At 41.7% G+C, this 15,731-nt stretch carries 18 protein-coding genes and 2 tRNA genes; 17 read left to right on the forward strand and 3 right to left on the reverse strand.

Going from position 1 to position 15,731, the window contains the following annotated elements; translation table 11 throughout:
• Nucleotides 1-253: 253 nt before the first annotated feature.
• The 10 genes from IEV52_RS21205 to tsaD all read left to right on the forward strand — a co-directional run bounded on the left by IEV52_RS21205 (nucleotide 254) and on the right by tsaD (nucleotide 7,645).
• Nucleotides 254-529 carry a hypothetical protein gene (locus tag IEV52_RS21205; protein ID WP_188404555.1) on the forward strand — a complete coding sequence of 92 codons (276 nt, stop codon included), beginning with the start codon at nucleotides 254-256 and terminating at the stop codon, nucleotides 527-529.
• A 259-nt stretch (nucleotides 530-788) separates the two neighbouring features.
• Entirely contained in the window at nucleotides 789-1,946 is a 1,158-nt protein-coding gene (locus tag IEV52_RS21210) for a trans-sulfuration enzyme family protein (RefSeq protein ID WP_188404556.1), read from the forward strand.
• Between the two features lie 93 nt (nucleotides 1,947-2,039).
• Nucleotides 2,040-3,419, forward strand: coding sequence for an amino acid permease (locus IEV52_RS21215; RefSeq protein WP_188404557.1), 1,380 nt, complete (start codon nucleotides 2,040-2,042; stop codon nucleotides 3,417-3,419).
• A 270-nt stretch (nucleotides 3,420-3,689) separates the two neighbouring features.
• Nucleotides 3,690-3,766 (forward strand) — tRNA-Met (locus IEV52_RS21220).
• A gap of 32 nt (nucleotides 3,767-3,798) precedes the next feature.
• Nucleotides 3,799-3,874, forward strand: a tRNA-Asp gene (locus tag IEV52_RS21225).
• 143 nt (nucleotides 3,875-4,017) lie between these two features.
• Nucleotides 4,018-5,016 (forward strand): thiamine-phosphate kinase, encoded by a 999-nt coding sequence (thiL, locus tag IEV52_RS21230; protein ID WP_188404558.1) that lies wholly within the window; start codon nucleotides 4,018-4,020, stop codon nucleotides 5,014-5,016.
• Between the two features lie 9 nt (nucleotides 5,017-5,025).
• Complete coding sequence (gene tsaE / locus IEV52_RS21235; RefSeq protein ID WP_188404559.1) at nucleotides 5,026-5,478, forward strand: tRNA (adenosine(37)-N6)-threonylcarbamoyltransferase complex ATPase subunit type 1 TsaE; 453 nt, start codon at nucleotides 5,026-5,028, stop codon at nucleotides 5,476-5,478.
• Nucleotides 5,478-6,173, forward strand: a complete 696-nt coding sequence (gene tsaB / locus IEV52_RS21240; RefSeq protein WP_188404560.1) for a tRNA (adenosine(37)-N6)-threonylcarbamoyltransferase complex dimerization subunit type 1 TsaB — start codon at nucleotides 5,478-5,480, stop codon at nucleotides 6,171-6,173. The genes tsaE and tsaB overlap by 1 nt, the downstream gene beginning before the upstream one ends.
• Before the next feature lie 9 nt (nucleotides 6,174-6,182).
• Nucleotides 6,183-6,632: a ribosomal protein S18-alanine N-acetyltransferase gene (gene rimI / locus IEV52_RS21245; protein WP_188404561.1), complete on the forward strand. Its 450-nt coding sequence runs from the start codon at nucleotides 6,183-6,185 to the stop codon at nucleotides 6,630-6,632.
• Entirely contained in the window at nucleotides 6,629-7,645 is a 1,017-nt protein-coding gene (gene tsaD / locus IEV52_RS21250) for a tRNA (adenosine(37)-N6)-threonylcarbamoyltransferase complex transferase subunit TsaD (protein ID WP_188404562.1), read from the forward strand. The genes rimI and tsaD overlap by 4 nt, the downstream gene beginning before the upstream one ends.
• Before the next feature lie 300 nt (nucleotides 7,646-7,945).
• On the opposite strand, the gene IEV52_RS21255 is transcribed toward tsaD, so the two are convergent.
• Entirely contained in the window at nucleotides 7,946-9,886 is a 1,941-nt protein-coding gene (locus tag IEV52_RS21255) for an ABC-F family ATP-binding cassette domain-containing protein (protein WP_188404563.1), read from the reverse strand.
• Nucleotides 9,887-10,069: 183 nt separating this feature from the next.
• On the opposite strand from IEV52_RS21255, the gene moaC reads away from it, so the two are divergent.
• From moaC to IEV52_RS22640, 5 genes are read left to right on the forward strand one after another with little or no spacing between them, the layout of a single operon-like run.
• Entirely contained in the window at nucleotides 10,070-10,573 is a 504-nt protein-coding gene (gene moaC, locus IEV52_RS21260; protein WP_188404564.1) for a cyclic pyranopterin monophosphate synthase MoaC, read from the forward strand.
• A 45-nt stretch (nucleotides 10,574-10,618) separates the two neighbouring features.
• The gene (locus IEV52_RS21265; RefSeq protein ID WP_188404565.1) at nucleotides 10,619-11,254 is read left to right on the forward strand and encodes a redox-sensing transcriptional repressor Rex; all 636 of its coding nucleotides are present in this window, start codon (nucleotides 10,619-10,621) and stop codon (nucleotides 11,252-11,254) included.
• Nucleotides 11,255-11,272: 18 nt separating this feature from the next.
• A complete protein-coding gene (locus IEV52_RS21270) occupies nucleotides 11,273-11,455 on the forward strand; it encodes a twin-arginine translocase TatA/TatE family subunit (protein WP_188404566.1) in 183 nt (60 codons plus the stop codon).
• Between the two features lie 12 nt (nucleotides 11,456-11,467).
• Complete coding sequence (tatC, locus tag IEV52_RS21275) at nucleotides 11,468-12,250, forward strand: twin-arginine translocase subunit TatC (RefSeq protein WP_188404567.1); 783 nt, start codon at nucleotides 11,468-11,470, stop codon at nucleotides 12,248-12,250.
• 60 nt (nucleotides 12,251-12,310) lie between these two features.
• Entirely contained in the window at nucleotides 12,311-12,433 is a 123-nt protein-coding gene (locus tag IEV52_RS22640) for a hypothetical protein (protein ID WP_268234799.1), read from the forward strand.
• A 67-nt stretch (nucleotides 12,434-12,500) separates the two neighbouring features.
• Here the strand turns inward: IEV52_RS22640 and IEV52_RS21280 are convergent, their stop codons facing one another.
• Nucleotides 12,501-12,704, reverse strand: coding sequence for a YdiK family protein (locus IEV52_RS21280; protein WP_188404568.1), 204 nt, complete (start codon nucleotides 12,702-12,704; stop codon nucleotides 12,501-12,503).
• Nucleotides 12,701-13,414 carry a CPBP family intramembrane glutamic endopeptidase gene (locus IEV52_RS21285; RefSeq protein ID WP_188404569.1) on the reverse strand — a complete coding sequence of 238 codons (714 nt, stop codon included), beginning with the start codon at nucleotides 13,412-13,414 and terminating at the stop codon, nucleotides 12,701-12,703. The genes IEV52_RS21280 and IEV52_RS21285 overlap by 4 nt, the downstream gene beginning before the upstream one ends.
• A 236-nt stretch (nucleotides 13,415-13,650) precedes the next feature.
• Between IEV52_RS21285 and groES the strand changes: the two genes are divergently transcribed.
• Both groES and groL read left to right on the forward strand, forming a co-directional pair.
• Complete coding sequence (gene groES, locus IEV52_RS21290) at nucleotides 13,651-13,935, forward strand: co-chaperone GroES (protein ID WP_066242572.1); 285 nt, start codon at nucleotides 13,651-13,653, stop codon at nucleotides 13,933-13,935.
• Between the two features lie 93 nt (nucleotides 13,936-14,028).
• Nucleotides 14,029-15,666, forward strand: coding sequence for a chaperonin GroEL (gene groL / locus IEV52_RS21295; RefSeq protein ID WP_188404570.1), 1,638 nt, complete (start codon nucleotides 14,029-14,031; stop codon nucleotides 15,664-15,666).
• Nucleotides 15,667-15,731 lie beyond the last annotated feature (65 nt).

The raw sequence follows: 15,731 nt of genomic DNA on the forward strand, positions 1-15,731 counted from the left end.
CAAGAAGGAAGATGGATGATATCCATCTTCTTTTTTTGTGTTGAAAAATGAGTTGTAGCATGGATTGCAGAATCTTAACGAAGTATGGTAAAGACGCATAAATAAATTTGAGGGCGTTTAAAAATTTTTGAAGACTTATAAGAATTTTTGAGGACTTATAAAATCTCCCGAAGACTTATTAATCAGACAAAACCTAAAAAGAGGAAGAAGATGAAACGAATTCATCTTCTTTTTTGTATAGAAAAGGCAGGAAATGAGCAGAAACGTGATGCGAAAACCTTTAAATAAGGAAGAAGATGGACAAAACCATCTTCTTTTCCATCATTTCAAGGGTTGGCACAGAGGCGAAAAAACTCAATTAAGTCAAAACCAACAAAAATTAAGTCAAAACGAGGGTCAATTAAGTCAAAACATGACCCAATTAGGTTTTAGCCATATCCTACATATCCATGACACACCGCATCCAGCCATTCATCTATCCCGCAATCATTCACTGCGACCTCACACATTAACTCTCTCCCGCCACTAGAAGTTCTAAGGAAGAAGAAGGAAGAAGATGGACAAAAACCATCTTCTTTTCATCGTTTCTCAGGTTTGACACAGTGGCTAAAAGACTCAATTAAGTCAAAATCCACTCCAATTAGAACAAAACACGATCCAATTAAGTTTTTAAAATAATTCTCATTCCCCACTATAAATTTCAACATTCAATCCTCAAATATCATATCTTATTTCTCACGCTTTTTATGGTAAACTAGGAGTTAAAAACAATGGGGAGGCTATATATAATGAAAAACGTTCATTTCGATACATCCAGTGTGCATGCGAGTGGGCATAATAGTGTAAAGTCGGTAAGTAAGATCAATCCGATCTATCAGACATCTGCATTTTCCTTTTCGGATCTAGATGATTTAGAGGATTACTTTAGAGGAAAGAACGATTACTTATATACGAGAATGAACAACCCCAATCAGAATGATTTTGCGAATGGCGTTGCGGACCTCGAACAGGCTCCTGCCGGTGTCGTTACTTCATCTGGTATGTCTGCTATTTTAGTTGGAATCTTATCCGTTGCACAAAGCGGCGATCATATTGTTGCTTGTGATGATCTGTATGGAGGAACTTATCAACTTTTATCTGATGATCTTAAGAGCTTTGGCATTGAAACGACATTTGTTTCTTTTAAAGATGCTGAAGAAATTGAAAAGAATATCCGTTCCAACACAAAATTGATCTATTCTGAATCCATTACGAATCCGTTACTTCGTGTTGAAGATCTTGATGTACTTGTCTCCATAGCTAGAAAACATAATATCACTACGATGATTGATAATACATTTGCCACACCGTATGTGTTACAGCCATATACGAAGGGTGTAGATCTAGTTGTTCACAGTGCGACAAAATATCTTAACGGTCATAGTGACGTGACGGCTGGCGTTGTTGTAGGGAAAGAAGACCTTATTGCTAAGGCACAAGCGAAGATGATTCATTTAGGCTGTAATCTGGGGCCATTTGATGCGTGGCTTGCTTCAAGAGGCTTAAAGACATTGAGTGTTCGAATGGAACGTCATATATCAAACGCGACAGAATTGGCAAAACAGCTTAAGAAAACAGACGGAATCAAAAAAGTATATTACCCTGAGTATGTAAGTGATACGGGGAATTCATCAATCGTTACGATTGAACTCGACGATCAAAGTGATGTGTTTACTTTCTTTAAGTCACTGGATTGGGTTCAGATCGTACCGACTCTGGCTGGTGTGGAAACGACGGTTTCCTATCCATTAGGAACGTCTCATCGTTCGCTGCCAGCAGAAACCTGTGAAATGCTGGGGATTAATAAGAATGTAATCCGTATTTCGGTTGGTATTGAAAATATTGATGATATAAGTACTGTTTTTAAATCCGCAGCTGAGAAAGCTTTAAAGGCTTTAGGCGTTTAAATTGTAATAAAAACGAATTGTTACAGTTTGTCGAAATATGTTATAATAATTGTATGAAAGCGCTTCATCATTTACTTCAAGGGAGGCATAGAAATGAAGCCGAAACAAGGATTACATCGAGGTCTCGAGGAAAGACATATTACACTTATGTCACTTGGGGCTGCTATTGGGGTTGGCTTATTTTTAGGGTCAGCTTCAGCGATTGAAATGGCAGGACCAGCCATTCTTTTAGCTTACGCTCTAGGTGGAGCAGTTATGTTTATCATTATGAGAGCTCTAGGCGAAATGGCGATTCATCAGCCAGTTGCCGGATCTTTTAGCCGATATGCAAAAAACTATATTGGACCTTTAGCTGGTTATTTAACAGGCTGGAATTATTGGTTCTTATGGATCGTAACTTGTATGGCTGAGATTACAGCCGTAGGTATTTATATGAAGATGTGGTATCCAGATGTACCAACATGGATTTGGGCATTAGCCGCTTTGGTGATTATGGCCAGCATCAACCTACTTGCTATTAAAGCATATGGAGAGTTTGAATTCTGGTTTGCCTTAATTAAGATTGTAGCCATCGTTTTAATGATTGTTACTGGTTTAGGTATGATTCTATTTGGTTTTGGTAACGGTGGCGTTGCAACTGGTATCAGCAACCTTTGGGAAAATGGCGGTTTCGCTCCAAACGGAGTGAAGGGAATCCTTATGTCCATGCAGATGGTCATGTTCGCCTTCTTAGGAATCGAGATGATCGGGGTAACTGCCGGTGAGGTTAAGAACCCTGAAAAGTCCCTAGCTAAGGCTGTTAACTCTGTTTTCTGGCGCATCCTAATTTTCTATGTAGGGGCATTGTTTGTTATCATGTCCATCTACCCGTGGGATCAAATTGGTACACAAGGAAGTCCGTTTGTTCTTACTTTTGAAAAGATCGGTATTGGACAAGCTGCAGGTATTATTAACTTTGTTGTTCTAACTGCTGCTCTTTCAAGCTGTAACAGCGGAATTTTCAGCACAGGACGTATGCTTTTCAACCTTGCTGAGCAAAAGCAAGCACCAGCTAAGCTTAATAAGATCAGTAACTCAGGGGTGCCATCAGTGGCTGTTTTAGTATCTGCTGCAGCACTTTTAATCGGAGTAGTTCTAAACTACCTGGTTCCTGAAAAAGTATTTGTATGGGTAACAAGTATCTCTACGTTTGGAGCGATCTGGACTTGGTCGGTTATCCTTGTGTCACAACTCAAGTTCCGTAAAGGATTAAGTGCAGAGGAAAAGAAAGCACTGAAGTTTAAAGTGCCATTTTATCCTTTTGGATCTTACGTTGCATTAGCGATCCTCATATTCGTAGTGGGAATCATGGCTTACTTCCCGGATACACGAATTGCTTTAATTGTAGGACCTTGCTGGTTAGTACTTTTAACGGTTATCTATTATGTTAAAGGGTTTAACAAACTGCCAGATAATAGGAACGAAGCAGCTTAATCATGTGGGCACTGGAAAAAAATAAAATTTCCAGTGCCTAATATTTTTAAAACACTTGCATCATACTAATAAACGTGTTATATTAATAAATGTCCGAAACAAGTTGTTATCTTAATAAGAATAGCAACCATTTATAACGTCGCGGGGTGGAGCATGGAGCATACGCTTCAGTGAAATCACAACGACATGTCTCGACGGATACACATCAAGAAGATGCTTGTAGAGGAAGAGACAACAAACTCGGAAACATCATCCGAATACTTTTATCATCGCGGGGTGGAGCAGTCTGGTAGCTCGTCGGGCTCATAACCCGAAGGTCGCAGGTTCAAATCCTGTCCCCGCAACCAATTAATTTACTACATCAAATTACATACAAGATGGACCCGTGGTGTAGTGGTTAACATGCCTGCCTGTCACGCAGGAGATCGCCGGTTCGACCCCGGTCGGGTCCGCCACTTTAAAAAACGAAACAAGGTTTCGTGTTTTTTTATGTCTAAAAGTAAGTTAAACTGAAAATATACTATTGTAACCTTAGGAGTTCACTTGATCCTAAGGCTTTTTTATAAATTGATTTGGACCAGAGAGGGGATTATCCATGATGAATGATGAATTTGAATGGATTAAAAGCATCACACCCAATAACGCATATCAAAAAGAATTAATTGCCGGTATAGGTGATGATGCTGCTCTGTGGTCTGCAGATGAAAACATGGATCAGGTCGTCTGTGTTGATACGATGGTTGAAGGGGTTCATTTTACGAGAGATACGTTATCACCTTATCAAGCAGGATTTAAAGCGCTTGCTGTTAATGTGAGTGATATAGCTGCGATGGGCGGCATTCCCCAGTTTTATTTAGTCTCTATAGCTATTTCGAGAGAATGGGACGAAGAAGAGCTTCAAGAGATCTATCAAGGAATGGGTGATCTTGCTAAGAACTATAAAATGGATTTAATCGGTGGAGATACGGTCTCGACGAAAGGACCTCTTGTATTAACTGTGACGGTTATTGGAAAAGTAGAAAAAGGAAGAAGTCTTCTACGAAGTAATGCGAAGTCAGGTGATTCTGTATTCTTAACAGGTAACACAGGAGAATCAGCAGCAGGTCTTCACGTTCTTCTTGAAAAAACAAGACATGCTGTTTTTACTAACATCGAAGAGACATGGATTCAACAGCATCAGATGCCGGTTCCTCATGTTGAGCAAGGAAGAATATTAGCTTTCAGCGGCTTTCGTATTTCACTTAACGATGTAAGTGATGGGATCGCAAGTGAGCTGAATGAAATCGCTGAAGCAAGCCATGTAAAGATACATATCCAAAAAGACAAGCTTCCTGTAAGTTCCTCATTATCTGAACTGCCAGTGGACGATCGACTAAACCATCAATTGTTCGGGGGAGAGGATTACGTTCTGGTTGGTACCGTCTCAAAAGGGGACTTTACGAAACTTGCTTCTATGTTCAAAAAACGCTCTCTTCCTTTATACGAAATAGGGGAAGTTGGAGAAGCTGGCAGCCCGGAAGTCTATCTGCACAGTGATAAAGTGGAGAAACCTGAACGGCTTACGAAAAAAGGATTTAATCATTTTAGGGAAAGGTAAGGAAAAGCCATGAGTGCGTATCATTTTAAAACTAAGTCAGCGGAAGAAACGATGTCTTTTGCCGAAAAGCTGGGTTCCATTCTTCAAAGTGGTGATGTTCTTACACTAGCTGGAGATCTTGGAGCTGGGAAGACAACCTTTACAAAAGGCTTGGCCAAAGGACTTGGAATCACACGTACAGTGAATTCGCCTACCTTCACTATCATTAAAGAATACAAAGGACGTTTGCCCCTTTATCATATGGACGTGTACCGGTTGGAAGACTCAGATGAAGATCTTGGGTTTGAAGAATACTTTTCAGGTGACGGTGTCTGTGTCGTAGAATGGGCCGTTTTTATAGAAGAACATCTGCCAGAGGAAAGACTTGAGCTTGTTATCTCGCATAAAGGCGACGACGAGCGTGAGATACAAATCACACCAATTGGCAAACGATACGAAGAACGTGTTAAGGAGATTATGTAATGAAAGTTCTTGCAATAGACACATCCAATCTTGTGATGGGGATCTCTGTATTGGATGAAGGAAAAGTGCTCGGTGAGTATATTACAAACTTAAAAAAGAATCATTCGATACGAGTGATGCCTGCGATTGAAGAAGTGCTCAATGAGACTGGGGTAAAGCCGGCTGAGCTGGATCGAATTGTGGTGGCAAAGGGCCCTGGCTCCTACACAGGAGTCCGTATTGGTGTAACGATTGCCAAGACGCTTGCTTGGACGCTTAAAAAAGACCTAGTAGGGATCTCTAGTTTAGAAGTACTTGCTCAGAGCGGAAAATATTTTGATGGTTTTACAGTGCCCCTATTCGATGCGCGCCGTACTCAATTATTTACCGGGCTTTACGGCCAAAACGATGCAGGTGATTTCCAAAACCTTTGGGAAGACCGCATCATCCTATTAAAAGATTGGCTGGAAAAGCTTCAAACGTTAGATAAGAAGATTTTATTTGTAGGAAACGATCTTCCGTTACATCAGGATACGATAAAAGAAGTGTTAGGGGATCAAGCGGTACTTGGACAAGTATCGGATCACAATCCGAGGCCGAGCGAACTAGGCCGTATAGGGATGATGAGAGAACCTGATGACATCCATACGTTTATACCAAGTTATCTTCAGTTGGCAGAAGCAGAAGTGAACTGGCTGAAGTCACAAGGGAAGTAGGGATAACTGATGGGAGAGGCATATACTTTCAGATTGGCAAATGTCAGTGATATTGATGATATCCTAGGGATCGAGCAGGCATCTTTTGCAGTTCCTTGGTCGAGAGAAGCTTTTTATAGAGAGATTGTTGAGAACCAATTCGCGTATTATCTTGTGATTGAAGACTCCTTTCAGCCGATCGGTTATTGCGGAATCTGGCTTGTGATGGATGAAGCGCATGTAACGAATATAGCAATACTGCCATCTTACAGAGGGAGAAAGCTTGGTGAACTCCTTATGAAAGAAGCCATTAAGCTTGCTAAAAGACATGGTGCCGCAACGATGACGCTAGAAGCACGCGTAAGTAATCATGTTGCTCAGAACTTATATAAAAAACTCGGATTTCAAGCAGGCGGTATCCGAAAAAACTATTATAGCGATAATGGGGAAGATGCTTTAGTAATGTGGGTGGAATTATGATAAGAGATGAAATTATATTAGCAATAGAAACAAGCTGTGATGAAACAGCGGTAGCGATTCTGAAGAACGGTACAGAATTACTTGCGAATGTTGTGGCTTCACAGATTGAAAGCCATAAACGATTTGGCGGTGTTGTCCCTGAGGTAGCATCACGCCATCATGTTGAACAAATTACGATCGTGATTGAGGAAGCTTTGAATCAAGCTGAGCTAGAGCCAGCGGATCTAACAGCAGTAGCGGTAACAGAAGGTCCTGGATTAGTTGGAGCACTCTTGATCGGTGTTAATGCAGCAAAAGCATTCGCCTTTGCTCATGGTCTTCCACTTGTTCCGGTCCACCATATTGCCGGGCACATTTATGCAAACCGTCTTGTTAAAGAGATGACATTCCCATTGTTGTCATTGATCGTTTCAGGTGGTCATACAGAGCTTGTTTTGATGGAGGAGCACGGAACGTTCAAAGTGATTGGGGAAACAAGAGACGATGCAGCAGGGGAAGCGTATGACAAAGTGGCAAGAACGTTGAACATGCCGTACCCTGGCGGCCCTCATATCGATAAGTTAGCTCAAGAAGGCGAGCCGAATATTGATCTGCCACGGGCTTGGTTAGAACCGGAATCTCTTGATTTTAGTTTTAGCGGTTTAAAATCAGCAGTTATCAACACGGTTCACAATGCGGCGCAGCGTGGAGAAGTAATTAAGCCAGAAGACCTGGCAGCAAGCTTTCAAGCGAGCGTTGTGGACGTACTTGTGGAAAAGACGTACCGTGCTGCAGAGCGATATGGCGTTAAGCAGGTTTTACTTGCTGGCGGTGTAGCGGCAAATAAAGGCCTACGTTATATGTTGGAAAAGCGCTTTGAAGGAACTCATTATGATCTAGTGATTCCTCCTCTGCACTTATGCACAGATAATGCAGCTATGATCGCAGCAGCAGGAAGTGTTGCATATCAAAAGGGAACGCGTGGCGATATGGCATTGAATGGTGTACCAGGCTTAGATTTAGAAGCACAATAAGGCATTAAGCTCTTTCCTTTAGAGGAAGGAGCTTTTTTTGTCGACTGAACTAGACGAGTTTCGACACAAACCCCCTTATTTTTTGTGGAAAAGTTATTCACATCTTTGTGGATAATGTGGACAATGTTTTCAAATCATTTGAAATAAAGGCTTCAGGTTATACACAATTCACATAAAGTATACACATGTTCGTGTGGATAAAGTGGATAAGTCTCATAAAACTTACAAATAACTCTATAATGCTGTGGATAAATAAAAAAGCTGACGCCCTTACGTTAATCTAAGGATGTCAGCTTTCACTTATGCGTTCTGCAGTTCTTCCCATTCTTCCATTAATGATTCCATCTCTTCATTTAAGGCATCTAACTGGGACTGAAACTCTTGTGTTTTCTCATAATCTTGAAACACTTCTGGCTTACATAATTCGCCTTCTGCATGTGCAATCTTGATCTCTAATCCTTCTAGAAGACCTTCGATTTCCTCAATGCGGCGCTGGCGTTTCCGGTCTTGCTTTTTTGCTTCTTTATCGATGGAGTTTTTCGCACCATTCGATTGACCTGCTTGTGGTGTGTTTACGGGGTTCTCTGCTTTTTGACGCTCAGCGATTTCTTCCCGAGCTTTCATCTCGTTCTTTTTCTCTGTGTAATAATCGTAATCACCTAGGTATTCGGTTATGCCAGTCGGTGAGAGCTCAACAACCTTCGTTGCAATTCGATTTATAAAATAACGGTCATGAGATACGAAAAGGATTGTACCCGGATAATGGATCAATGCTTGTTCAAGCACTTCTTTGCTGTCTAGATCTAAGTGGTTGGTCGGCTCGTCCAGTAGAAGGAGGTTTCCTTTTTCCATCATAAGTTTTGCGAGAGCAAGCCGTGCTTTTTGGCCGCCGCTTAACTCATTAACGAGCTTTAATACATCGTCACCGCTGAATAAGAATTGTCCGAGGATGGAACGGATTTCTTTCTCCGTTCTCTCTGGATAATCATCCCATAGTTCGTTTAAGAGTGTCTTTCTGGAATGAAGGTCTGCTTGTTCCTGGTCATAATGAGAGATCTTCAGCCCGCTGCCGTAACGGATGTCACCCGTTAGGAGCGGCAGTTGTTTTCGAATCACTTTTAATAGCGTCGATTTCCCGATCCCGTTTGGTCCGACAATGGCAACACTGTCCTGGCGGTTAACCGCTAATTGAACGTTTTTAAATAACGGGGGACCATCTTCATATCCAGTGCTTACATCCTCAAGCTTCAGCACGTCGTTACCGCTCTGTTTTTCAATCTCGAATGAGAAGGAAGCAGACTTTTCTGAACCAGCTGGACGTTCTTTCAGTTCCATTTTTTCTAATTGTTTACGACGGCTCTGTGCCCGTTTTGTAGTAGAAGCCCGGACGATATTTCGCTGAATAAAATCTTCTAACTTCGCCACTTGCTCCTGCTGCTTCTCGAACTCTTTCATTTCTTGGGCGAATCGTTCTGCCTTTTGTTCCAAATAGCTTGAGTAGTTTCCAGTAAATCGATATGAACGTTTTCTCGAAACCTCATAAACCGTTGTAACGATCTTATCGAGGAAATAACGGTCATGGGAAACGATCAAGATCCCGCCTGGATAACCCTGCAAATATTGCTCGAGCCACGTTAATGTTTTAATGTCTAAGTGGTTGGTAGGCTCATCGAGAATAAGGAGATCAGGCTTTGTTAAAAGAAGCTTGGCTAATGCCAGTCTTGTTTTTTGACCGCCGCTAAGTGTGTTGATCTTTGTATCTCTATCAAAGTCAGCAAATTGAAAGCCGTGAAGTACGGTGCGGATCTCAGCTTCGTATTGATAGCCGCCTTCATCTTTAAACGTTACTTGCAGTTCATCGTAGTCTTTTAAAAGGCGTTCGTATTCTGCGGCATTCCCAATAACTTCAGGATCCCCCATACGGGCTTCCATCTCCCGCAGCTTCTTCTCTTTTTTACGTAAGTCTTCGAATACAGAGAGCATCTCGTTCCAAATGGTCTCGTCGGAATCGAGTCCCGCATCTTGTGCCAGGTAGCCTGTTCGTACGTCTTTTGGAATCATGACATGACCAGAGTCGTATGAGTACTCACCTGTGATCACGCGAAGCAGAGTGGACTTTCCTGCTCCGTTTCTTCCGACTAGCGCAATTCGCTCACCTGTTTGAACTTCTAGTTTTATATTGGATAAAATGACGTCTGCTCCAAAGGATTTCGTAACGTCTTGAACTTGTAAAATAATCATATTCATTCACCTCTACGTAAAAAGGGTGATTTATTGCAATCCATACCCTGTCTACTAGTAGTGTAGCGCAGTTTGCGGATTCGCGCCAACAAAGGGAATGTTCAACATTTTGCAATAATTACAAGTAAAATATTAACGACAATAAAAGCGGTTTCGTGTATATTCATCATGAGGAGGGGTTTTATGACAGAGTTAACCCATTTTAACGAAGAAGGCCGTGCTCGAATGGTCGACATTTCGGAAAAAGAAACATCACACCGAACAGCCATAGCGGTTAGCGGGGTAACGGTTTCAGAAGAAGTCTTCCTTAAGATCAAAGGTAATGGATTCAAAAAAGGGGACGTTCTAGCCGTAGCGCAGATCGCTGGAATTATGGCGGCCAAAAAGACCTCTGACTGGATCCCGATGTGTCATCCACTTTCACTTACAGGTGTTGACCTATCGTTTGATTGGGATTCCATTGACGATGGCAACTATAAATTAAATATACAAGCTGAAGTCAAAACAAAAGGAAGTACGGGCGTTGAGATGGAAGCTTTAACTGCTGCTTCTGCTGCAGCTCTAACGGTTTATGATATGTGTAAAGCAGCAGATAAGGGAATGGTGATCGGTCCTACATACCTTGTGTCAAAAACAGGAGGAAAGAATGGCGACTTTCTACGTTCTTCAACCCCTGACAAAGTATGATACAATAGGGATAGATAAGCTTTCTACACATGGAGGGCTCCATACATGAACCAAGAACAGTTAAAAATACCGCACGCAACAGCAAAACGGCTGCCCTTGTATTATCGCTTCCTAAAGAATCTATCATCATCTGGCAAGCAAAGGGTTTCTTCAGCTGAGTTAAGTGAAGCAGTTAAAGTAGATTCTGCAACAATACGCAGAGATTTTTCCTATTTTGGCGCATTAGGAAAAAAGGGTTATGGCTACAATGTTAATTATCTGCTGTCGTTTTTCAGTAAAACATTGAACCAGGATGAGACGACAACGGTAGCATTAATCGGAGTAGGTAACCTAGGCACTGCCTTTTTGCATTACAATTTCACCAAAAATAATAATACGAAGATAGAAGTTGCATTTGATGTCGATCCGGCTAAAATCGGCACGGAGATAGCGGGAGTACCGATCTATCACACGGAAGATATCGAACAAGAGCTAAAAAGCAGAGGCATTAATGTTGCGATCCTAACTGTGCCAGTAGGTGCTGCCCAGTCGATTGCCGATCAGCTCGAGCGGGCAGGTGTAACAGGAATACTGAACTTTACGCCAGCACGGTTAACAGTTTCACCAGAAATTCGTGTGCATCATATTGATTTAGCAGTCGAATTACAGTCGCTTGTTTATTTTATGAAAAACTACTCTTAAACCAAGGAGGTAATCTTAATGTTAGGACCAGGAAGTATTGCTTTAATCGCAGGTGTAGCATTAGTTATGTTCGGGCCAAAAAAGCTGCCTGAACTAGGAAAAGCTGCAGGTAAGACGCTTCGTGAGTTCAAGAATGCTACAAAAGGCATCATGGACGAAGACGATGATAACAAAAAGGAAAGCGAACAACTGAAGAAGTAAGGATGTTTTTTTATGACCTCTGAAAAAAATATGTCGTTATACGGTCATATCGGTGAGTTAAGAAAGCGCATCATGTGGGCTTTATTAGCCTTTTTTGTGTTTTTGGCCGCAGGATTTTTCTTAGCGAAACCAGTGATCGTCTATCTGCAAAGTGATCCAATTGCAAAGAACATTCAGATGAACGCTTTTCATCTAACCGATCCACTTAATGTCTATATGACGTTTGCGTTCTTTATCGGGCTCGTATTATCGGCACCAGTGGCTTTATACCAGCTATGGGCATTCATAAGCCCCGGCCTTTATGAGAATGAAAGAAAAGTAACGCTGATGTACATCCCGATCGCGTTTGTGCTGTTCTTAACGGGACTCGCGTTTTCTTATTTTATTCTTTTTCCATTCGTTGTAAGTTTCATGGGAAACGTTGCGATTTCCTTAAGTGTTGAAGGAGAATATGGCATCCAGGAATACTTCTCGTTTTTGTTCAACATCACACTGCCGTTTGGACTATTGTTTCAGTTCCCGGTATTGATCATGTTTTTAACTAGGCTCGGAATCGTAACACCTGACTATCTGAAGAAAATCAGGAAAATCGCGTACTTTGGGATCTTAGTAATCGCGGGTTTGATTACACCGCCAGAACTGCTTTCTCATCTGATGGTCACGTTCCCGCTTATTCTTTTATATGAGATCAGCATTATCATATCGAGAATGGCTTATAAGAAAAGAATGAAAGCGGAAGTCGAAGCCCTCGTGAAACAAAGAGAGTCTGAGATGGAGTCTGCTTATCATGAATAAAAAAGAGGATTGCTCCTGGGGGGAGGGTCCTTTTTTTTGTCGACGAATTTCCGCTGAAATGTGAAGTGGACAGTAAAAGCATTAGAGTGGACAGTAAAATTGAAAAAGTGGACAGTAAAAGTAGTAGAATGGACAGTAAATATTCTAAAGTCTACAGAAAAACTGAAAAAGTCGACAGATTAAAAGACTTGAGCCGATGGATTAACTCCAACAACAATAAAAACTGCCTCCAGCCGGGGGCAGTTTCCGTTTATTTCTTCCGTTTTCTCTTCAAATGGTTGTTTAATGCAAAATAGCGGATGGCATTGGCGAAATCGAAAGTGGCTACGACCATTGTAATGATGGTCCAGAAGCTTGTCATGCCGTACTCACTCGCATAATGGACAGCCAAGTACGTAAAGACGAGTCCGATCCCTAAATATAAAAATGCCATAAACAGTGGTGATGTCTTCATAGTAGTCCTCCAATAATCAATTGCGCTGTATCTAGCTGCTTCTCCATTTCCTTGATCTCGTCAGCAAGGAAAATCTGAACGATAAGTACAAGTGTATTCATGGCTACGTGTGCCGCGATCGGAACAATGAGGCGTTTTGTGCGAACATAAAGGTAAGCGAACGTGAAGCCCATTGCCGTATAGATCAATAAATGTGTAAAGTCCGCATGAACAGCAGCAAAGATTAGAGAACTGATCAAAGCAGAGATAAAGAAATTAAAGCGTTTATGAAGCGAACCGAAAATGATCTTTCGGAAGATGATCTCTTCTAGGATTGGTCCAACAATAGCTGTAACAATCATAAAGTATTTTACGTTTTTCACGATCTCAACAAGGTTTTTCGTATTTTCTGATCCAGGCTCTATGCCAAACACGTTTAACTCAATCAAGCTCGCAATAATTTGAGCTGCATAAGCCATAAATATACCGATGATCGACCATAGAACAGCAGACCCTCTAGAAACCCGTTCAGAGTCCCGGTGCCTTTCTCTCATTTCAGGTATCAGCATGTAAAGGATGATGAAAAGAGCCACGATGAAACTGATCGTTCCCCACATTCCAAATAGCTGTGTTTTAGGAACACCAATTTCTTGCAGCAGAGGAATCCCGATATAACCCGAGAATTGCATTGCGATGTATATGAAGATGATCCACCAATATTTTTTCTTCAAATTACCTTCTCCTTTACTACCACACCTAAAAATAATTACGACTATTACTCTCTATATGCTTACCCATTTTAACATAGAATAGGCATGGCTCGCGAGGATATCGAATTTGATTAATTTTAGATTTCCCGCTTGCAAAGTTTTAAAGTTTTATTTATTATTAGAAATGGAGTTAGCACTCACTAACACCGAGTGCTAATAAGTAAAATTCTTTTAACTATTTAAGGAGGGTGTTTCACTTGTTAAAGCCATTAGGTGACCGTATTATTATTGAGCTTGTAGAAGGTGAAGAAAAAACTGCAAGCGGCATTGTATTGCCAGATTCAGCAAAAGAAAAGCCTCAAGAAGGAAAAGTTGTTGCTGTTGGTACGGGCCGTGTGACGGATAACGGCGAGCGTATCTCTTTAGAAGTTTCTGAAGGAAACACGATTATCTTCTCAAAATACGCTGGTACAGAAGTGAAGTACCAAGGTAAAGAATACTTGATTCTTCGTGAATCTGACGTTTTAGCAATCGTAGGCTAACATCAGAGAATTGAAGCTTCAATGTTTTGAAGCTACATAAATACAAGCATATGTAAGTCATTAACTATTAAACATTAATGGGAGGGTTTTTACATGGCTAAAGATATTAAATTTAGTGAAGACGCACGCCGCTCAATGCTTCGTGGTGTTGATGCATTAGCGAACGCTGTAAAAGTAACGCTTGGACCAAAAGGACGCAATGTTGTGCTTGAGAAGAAATTCGGTTCTCCTCTAATCACAAATGACGGTGTTACGATCGCAAAAGAAATCGAGCTTGAAGATGCATTCGAAAACATGGGTGCTAAACTAGTAGCTGAAGTTGCAAGCAAAACGAACGACGTAGCAGGGGACGGAACAACAACTGCAACAGTTCTTGCACAAGCAATGATCCGTGAAGGATTGAAGAACGTAACAAGTGGTGCAAACCCAATGGTTCTTCGTAAAGGAATTGAAAAAGCGACTGCTGCTGCAGTTCAAGAATTAAAAGCAATCTCTAAGCCGATCGAAGGCAAAGAGTCTATCGCACAAGTTGCTGCAATCTCTGCTGCTGACGAAGAAGTAGGACAATTGATCGCTGAAGCGATGGAGCGCGTTGGGAACGACGGCGTTATCACAATCGAAGAATCTAAAGGATTCACAACAGAGCTTGAAGTGGTTGAAGGTATGCAGTTCGACCGCGGATATGCATCTCCATACATGGTTACAAACTCTGACAAGATGGAAGCAGAGCTGGATAACCCGTACATCCTTATCACAGATAAGAAGATTACAAACATCCAAGAGATCCTTCCAGTTCTTGAGCAAGTGGTACAACAAGGGAAATCTCTATTGTTGATCGCTGAAGACGTTGAAGGTGAAGCACTTGCTACATTAGTAGTCAACAAGCTTCGCGGAACATTCAATGCAGTAGCTGTAAAAGCTCCTGGATTCGGTGACCGCCGTAAAGCAATGCTTGAAGACATCGCAGTACTAACTGGCGGTGAAGTGATCACTGAAGAGCTTGGTCTTGACCTTAAGACTGCAAACATCACGCAGCTTGGTACAGCTTCTAAAGTTGTTGTAACAAAAGAAAACACAACAATCGTTGAAGGTGCAGGAGACTCTGCTAAGATTGCAGCTCGCGTTAACCAAATCAAAGCACAACTCGAAGAAACAACTTCTGAGTTTGATAAAGAAAAATTACAAGAGCGCCTGGCGAAACTTGCTGGCGGTGTAGCAGTAATCAAAGTTGGTGCAGCTACTGAAACTGAGTTGAAAGAGCGCAAGCTTCGTATCGAAGACGCATTGAACTCTACGCGTGCAGCGGTTGAAGAGGGTATCGTATCCGGTGGTGGTACAGCTCTAGTTAACGTGCTGAATGCTATCTCTAAAGTGGAAGCAACTGGCGACGAGTTAACGGGTGTTAAACTAGTTCTTCGTGCACTTGAAGAGCCAGTTCGTCAGATCGCACACAACGCAGGCCTTGAAGGATCTGTAGTAGTTGAGCGTCTGAAGAACGAAGAAATCGGAATCGGATTCAACGCAGCAACTGGCGAGTGGGTAAACATGTTCGAATCTGGAATCGTTGACCCAACGAAAGTTACACGTTCTGCACTTCAAAACGCAGCATCTGTTTCTGCAATGTTCCTAACAACTGAAGCAGTAATCGCTGATAAGCCTGAAGAAAACGCTGGCGGCGGAATGCCTGACATGGGCGGCATGGGCATGGGCGGAATGGGCGGCATGATGTAATCATGAGCTCGTAAACCCTTTAACAAGTGGGTTTGTATACCTTTTTAGGCACTAGAAATGGGCTA

It is taken from the genome of Fictibacillus barbaricus (assembly GCF_014635025.1).
Lineage (GTDB): Bacteria > Bacillota > Bacilli > Bacillales > Fictibacillaceae > Fictibacillus > Fictibacillus barbaricus.

Excerpts from the sequence above, each read along its gene's own strand:
- tsaD (WP_188404562.1), top strand. The coding sequence starts at position 6,629 with ATGATAAGAGATGAAATTATATTAGCAATAGAAACAAGCTGTGATGAA.
- tatC (WP_188404567.1), top strand. The coding sequence starts at position 11,468 with ATGACCTCTGAAAAAAATATGTCGTTATACGGTCATATCGGTGAGTTA.
- tsaE (WP_188404559.1), top strand. The coding sequence starts at position 5,026 with ATGAGTGCGTATCATTTTAAAACTAAGTCAGCGGAAGAAACGATGTCT.
- IEV52_RS21215 (WP_188404557.1), top strand. The coding sequence starts at position 2,040 with ATGAAGCCGAAACAAGGATTACATCGAGGTCTCGAGGAAAGACATATT.
- IEV52_RS21255 (WP_188404563.1), bottom strand. The coding sequence starts at position 9,886 with ATGATTATTTTACAAGTTCAAGACGTTACGAAATCCTTTGGAGCAGAC.
- groL (WP_188404570.1), top strand. The coding sequence starts at position 14,029 with ATGGCTAAAGATATTAAATTTAGTGAAGACGCACGCCGCTCAATGCTT.
- tsaB (WP_188404560.1), top strand. The coding sequence starts at position 5,478 with ATGAAAGTTCTTGCAATAGACACATCCAATCTTGTGATGGGGATCTCT.
- thiL (WP_188404558.1), top strand. The coding sequence starts at position 4,018 with ATGAATGATGAATTTGAATGGATTAAAAGCATCACACCCAATAACGCA.
- IEV52_RS21270 (WP_188404566.1), top strand. The coding sequence starts at position 11,273 with ATGTTAGGACCAGGAAGTATTGCTTTAATCGCAGGTGTAGCATTAGTT.
- IEV52_RS21210 (WP_188404556.1), top strand. The coding sequence starts at position 789 with ATGAAAAACGTTCATTTCGATACATCCAGTGTGCATGCGAGTGGGCAT.
- IEV52_RS21280 (WP_188404568.1), bottom strand. The coding sequence starts at position 12,704 with ATGAAGACATCACCACTGTTTATGGCATTTTTATATTTAGGGATCGGA.
- IEV52_RS21205 (WP_188404555.1), top strand. The coding sequence starts at position 254 with ATGAGCAGAAACGTGATGCGAAAACCTTTAAATAAGGAAGAAGATGGA.
- moaC (WP_188404564.1), top strand. The coding sequence starts at position 10,070 with ATGACAGAGTTAACCCATTTTAACGAAGAAGGCCGTGCTCGAATGGTC.
- IEV52_RS21265 (WP_188404565.1), top strand. The coding sequence starts at position 10,619 with ATGAACCAAGAACAGTTAAAAATACCGCACGCAACAGCAAAACGGCTG.
- rimI (WP_188404561.1), top strand. The coding sequence starts at position 6,183 with ATGGGAGAGGCATATACTTTCAGATTGGCAAATGTCAGTGATATTGAT.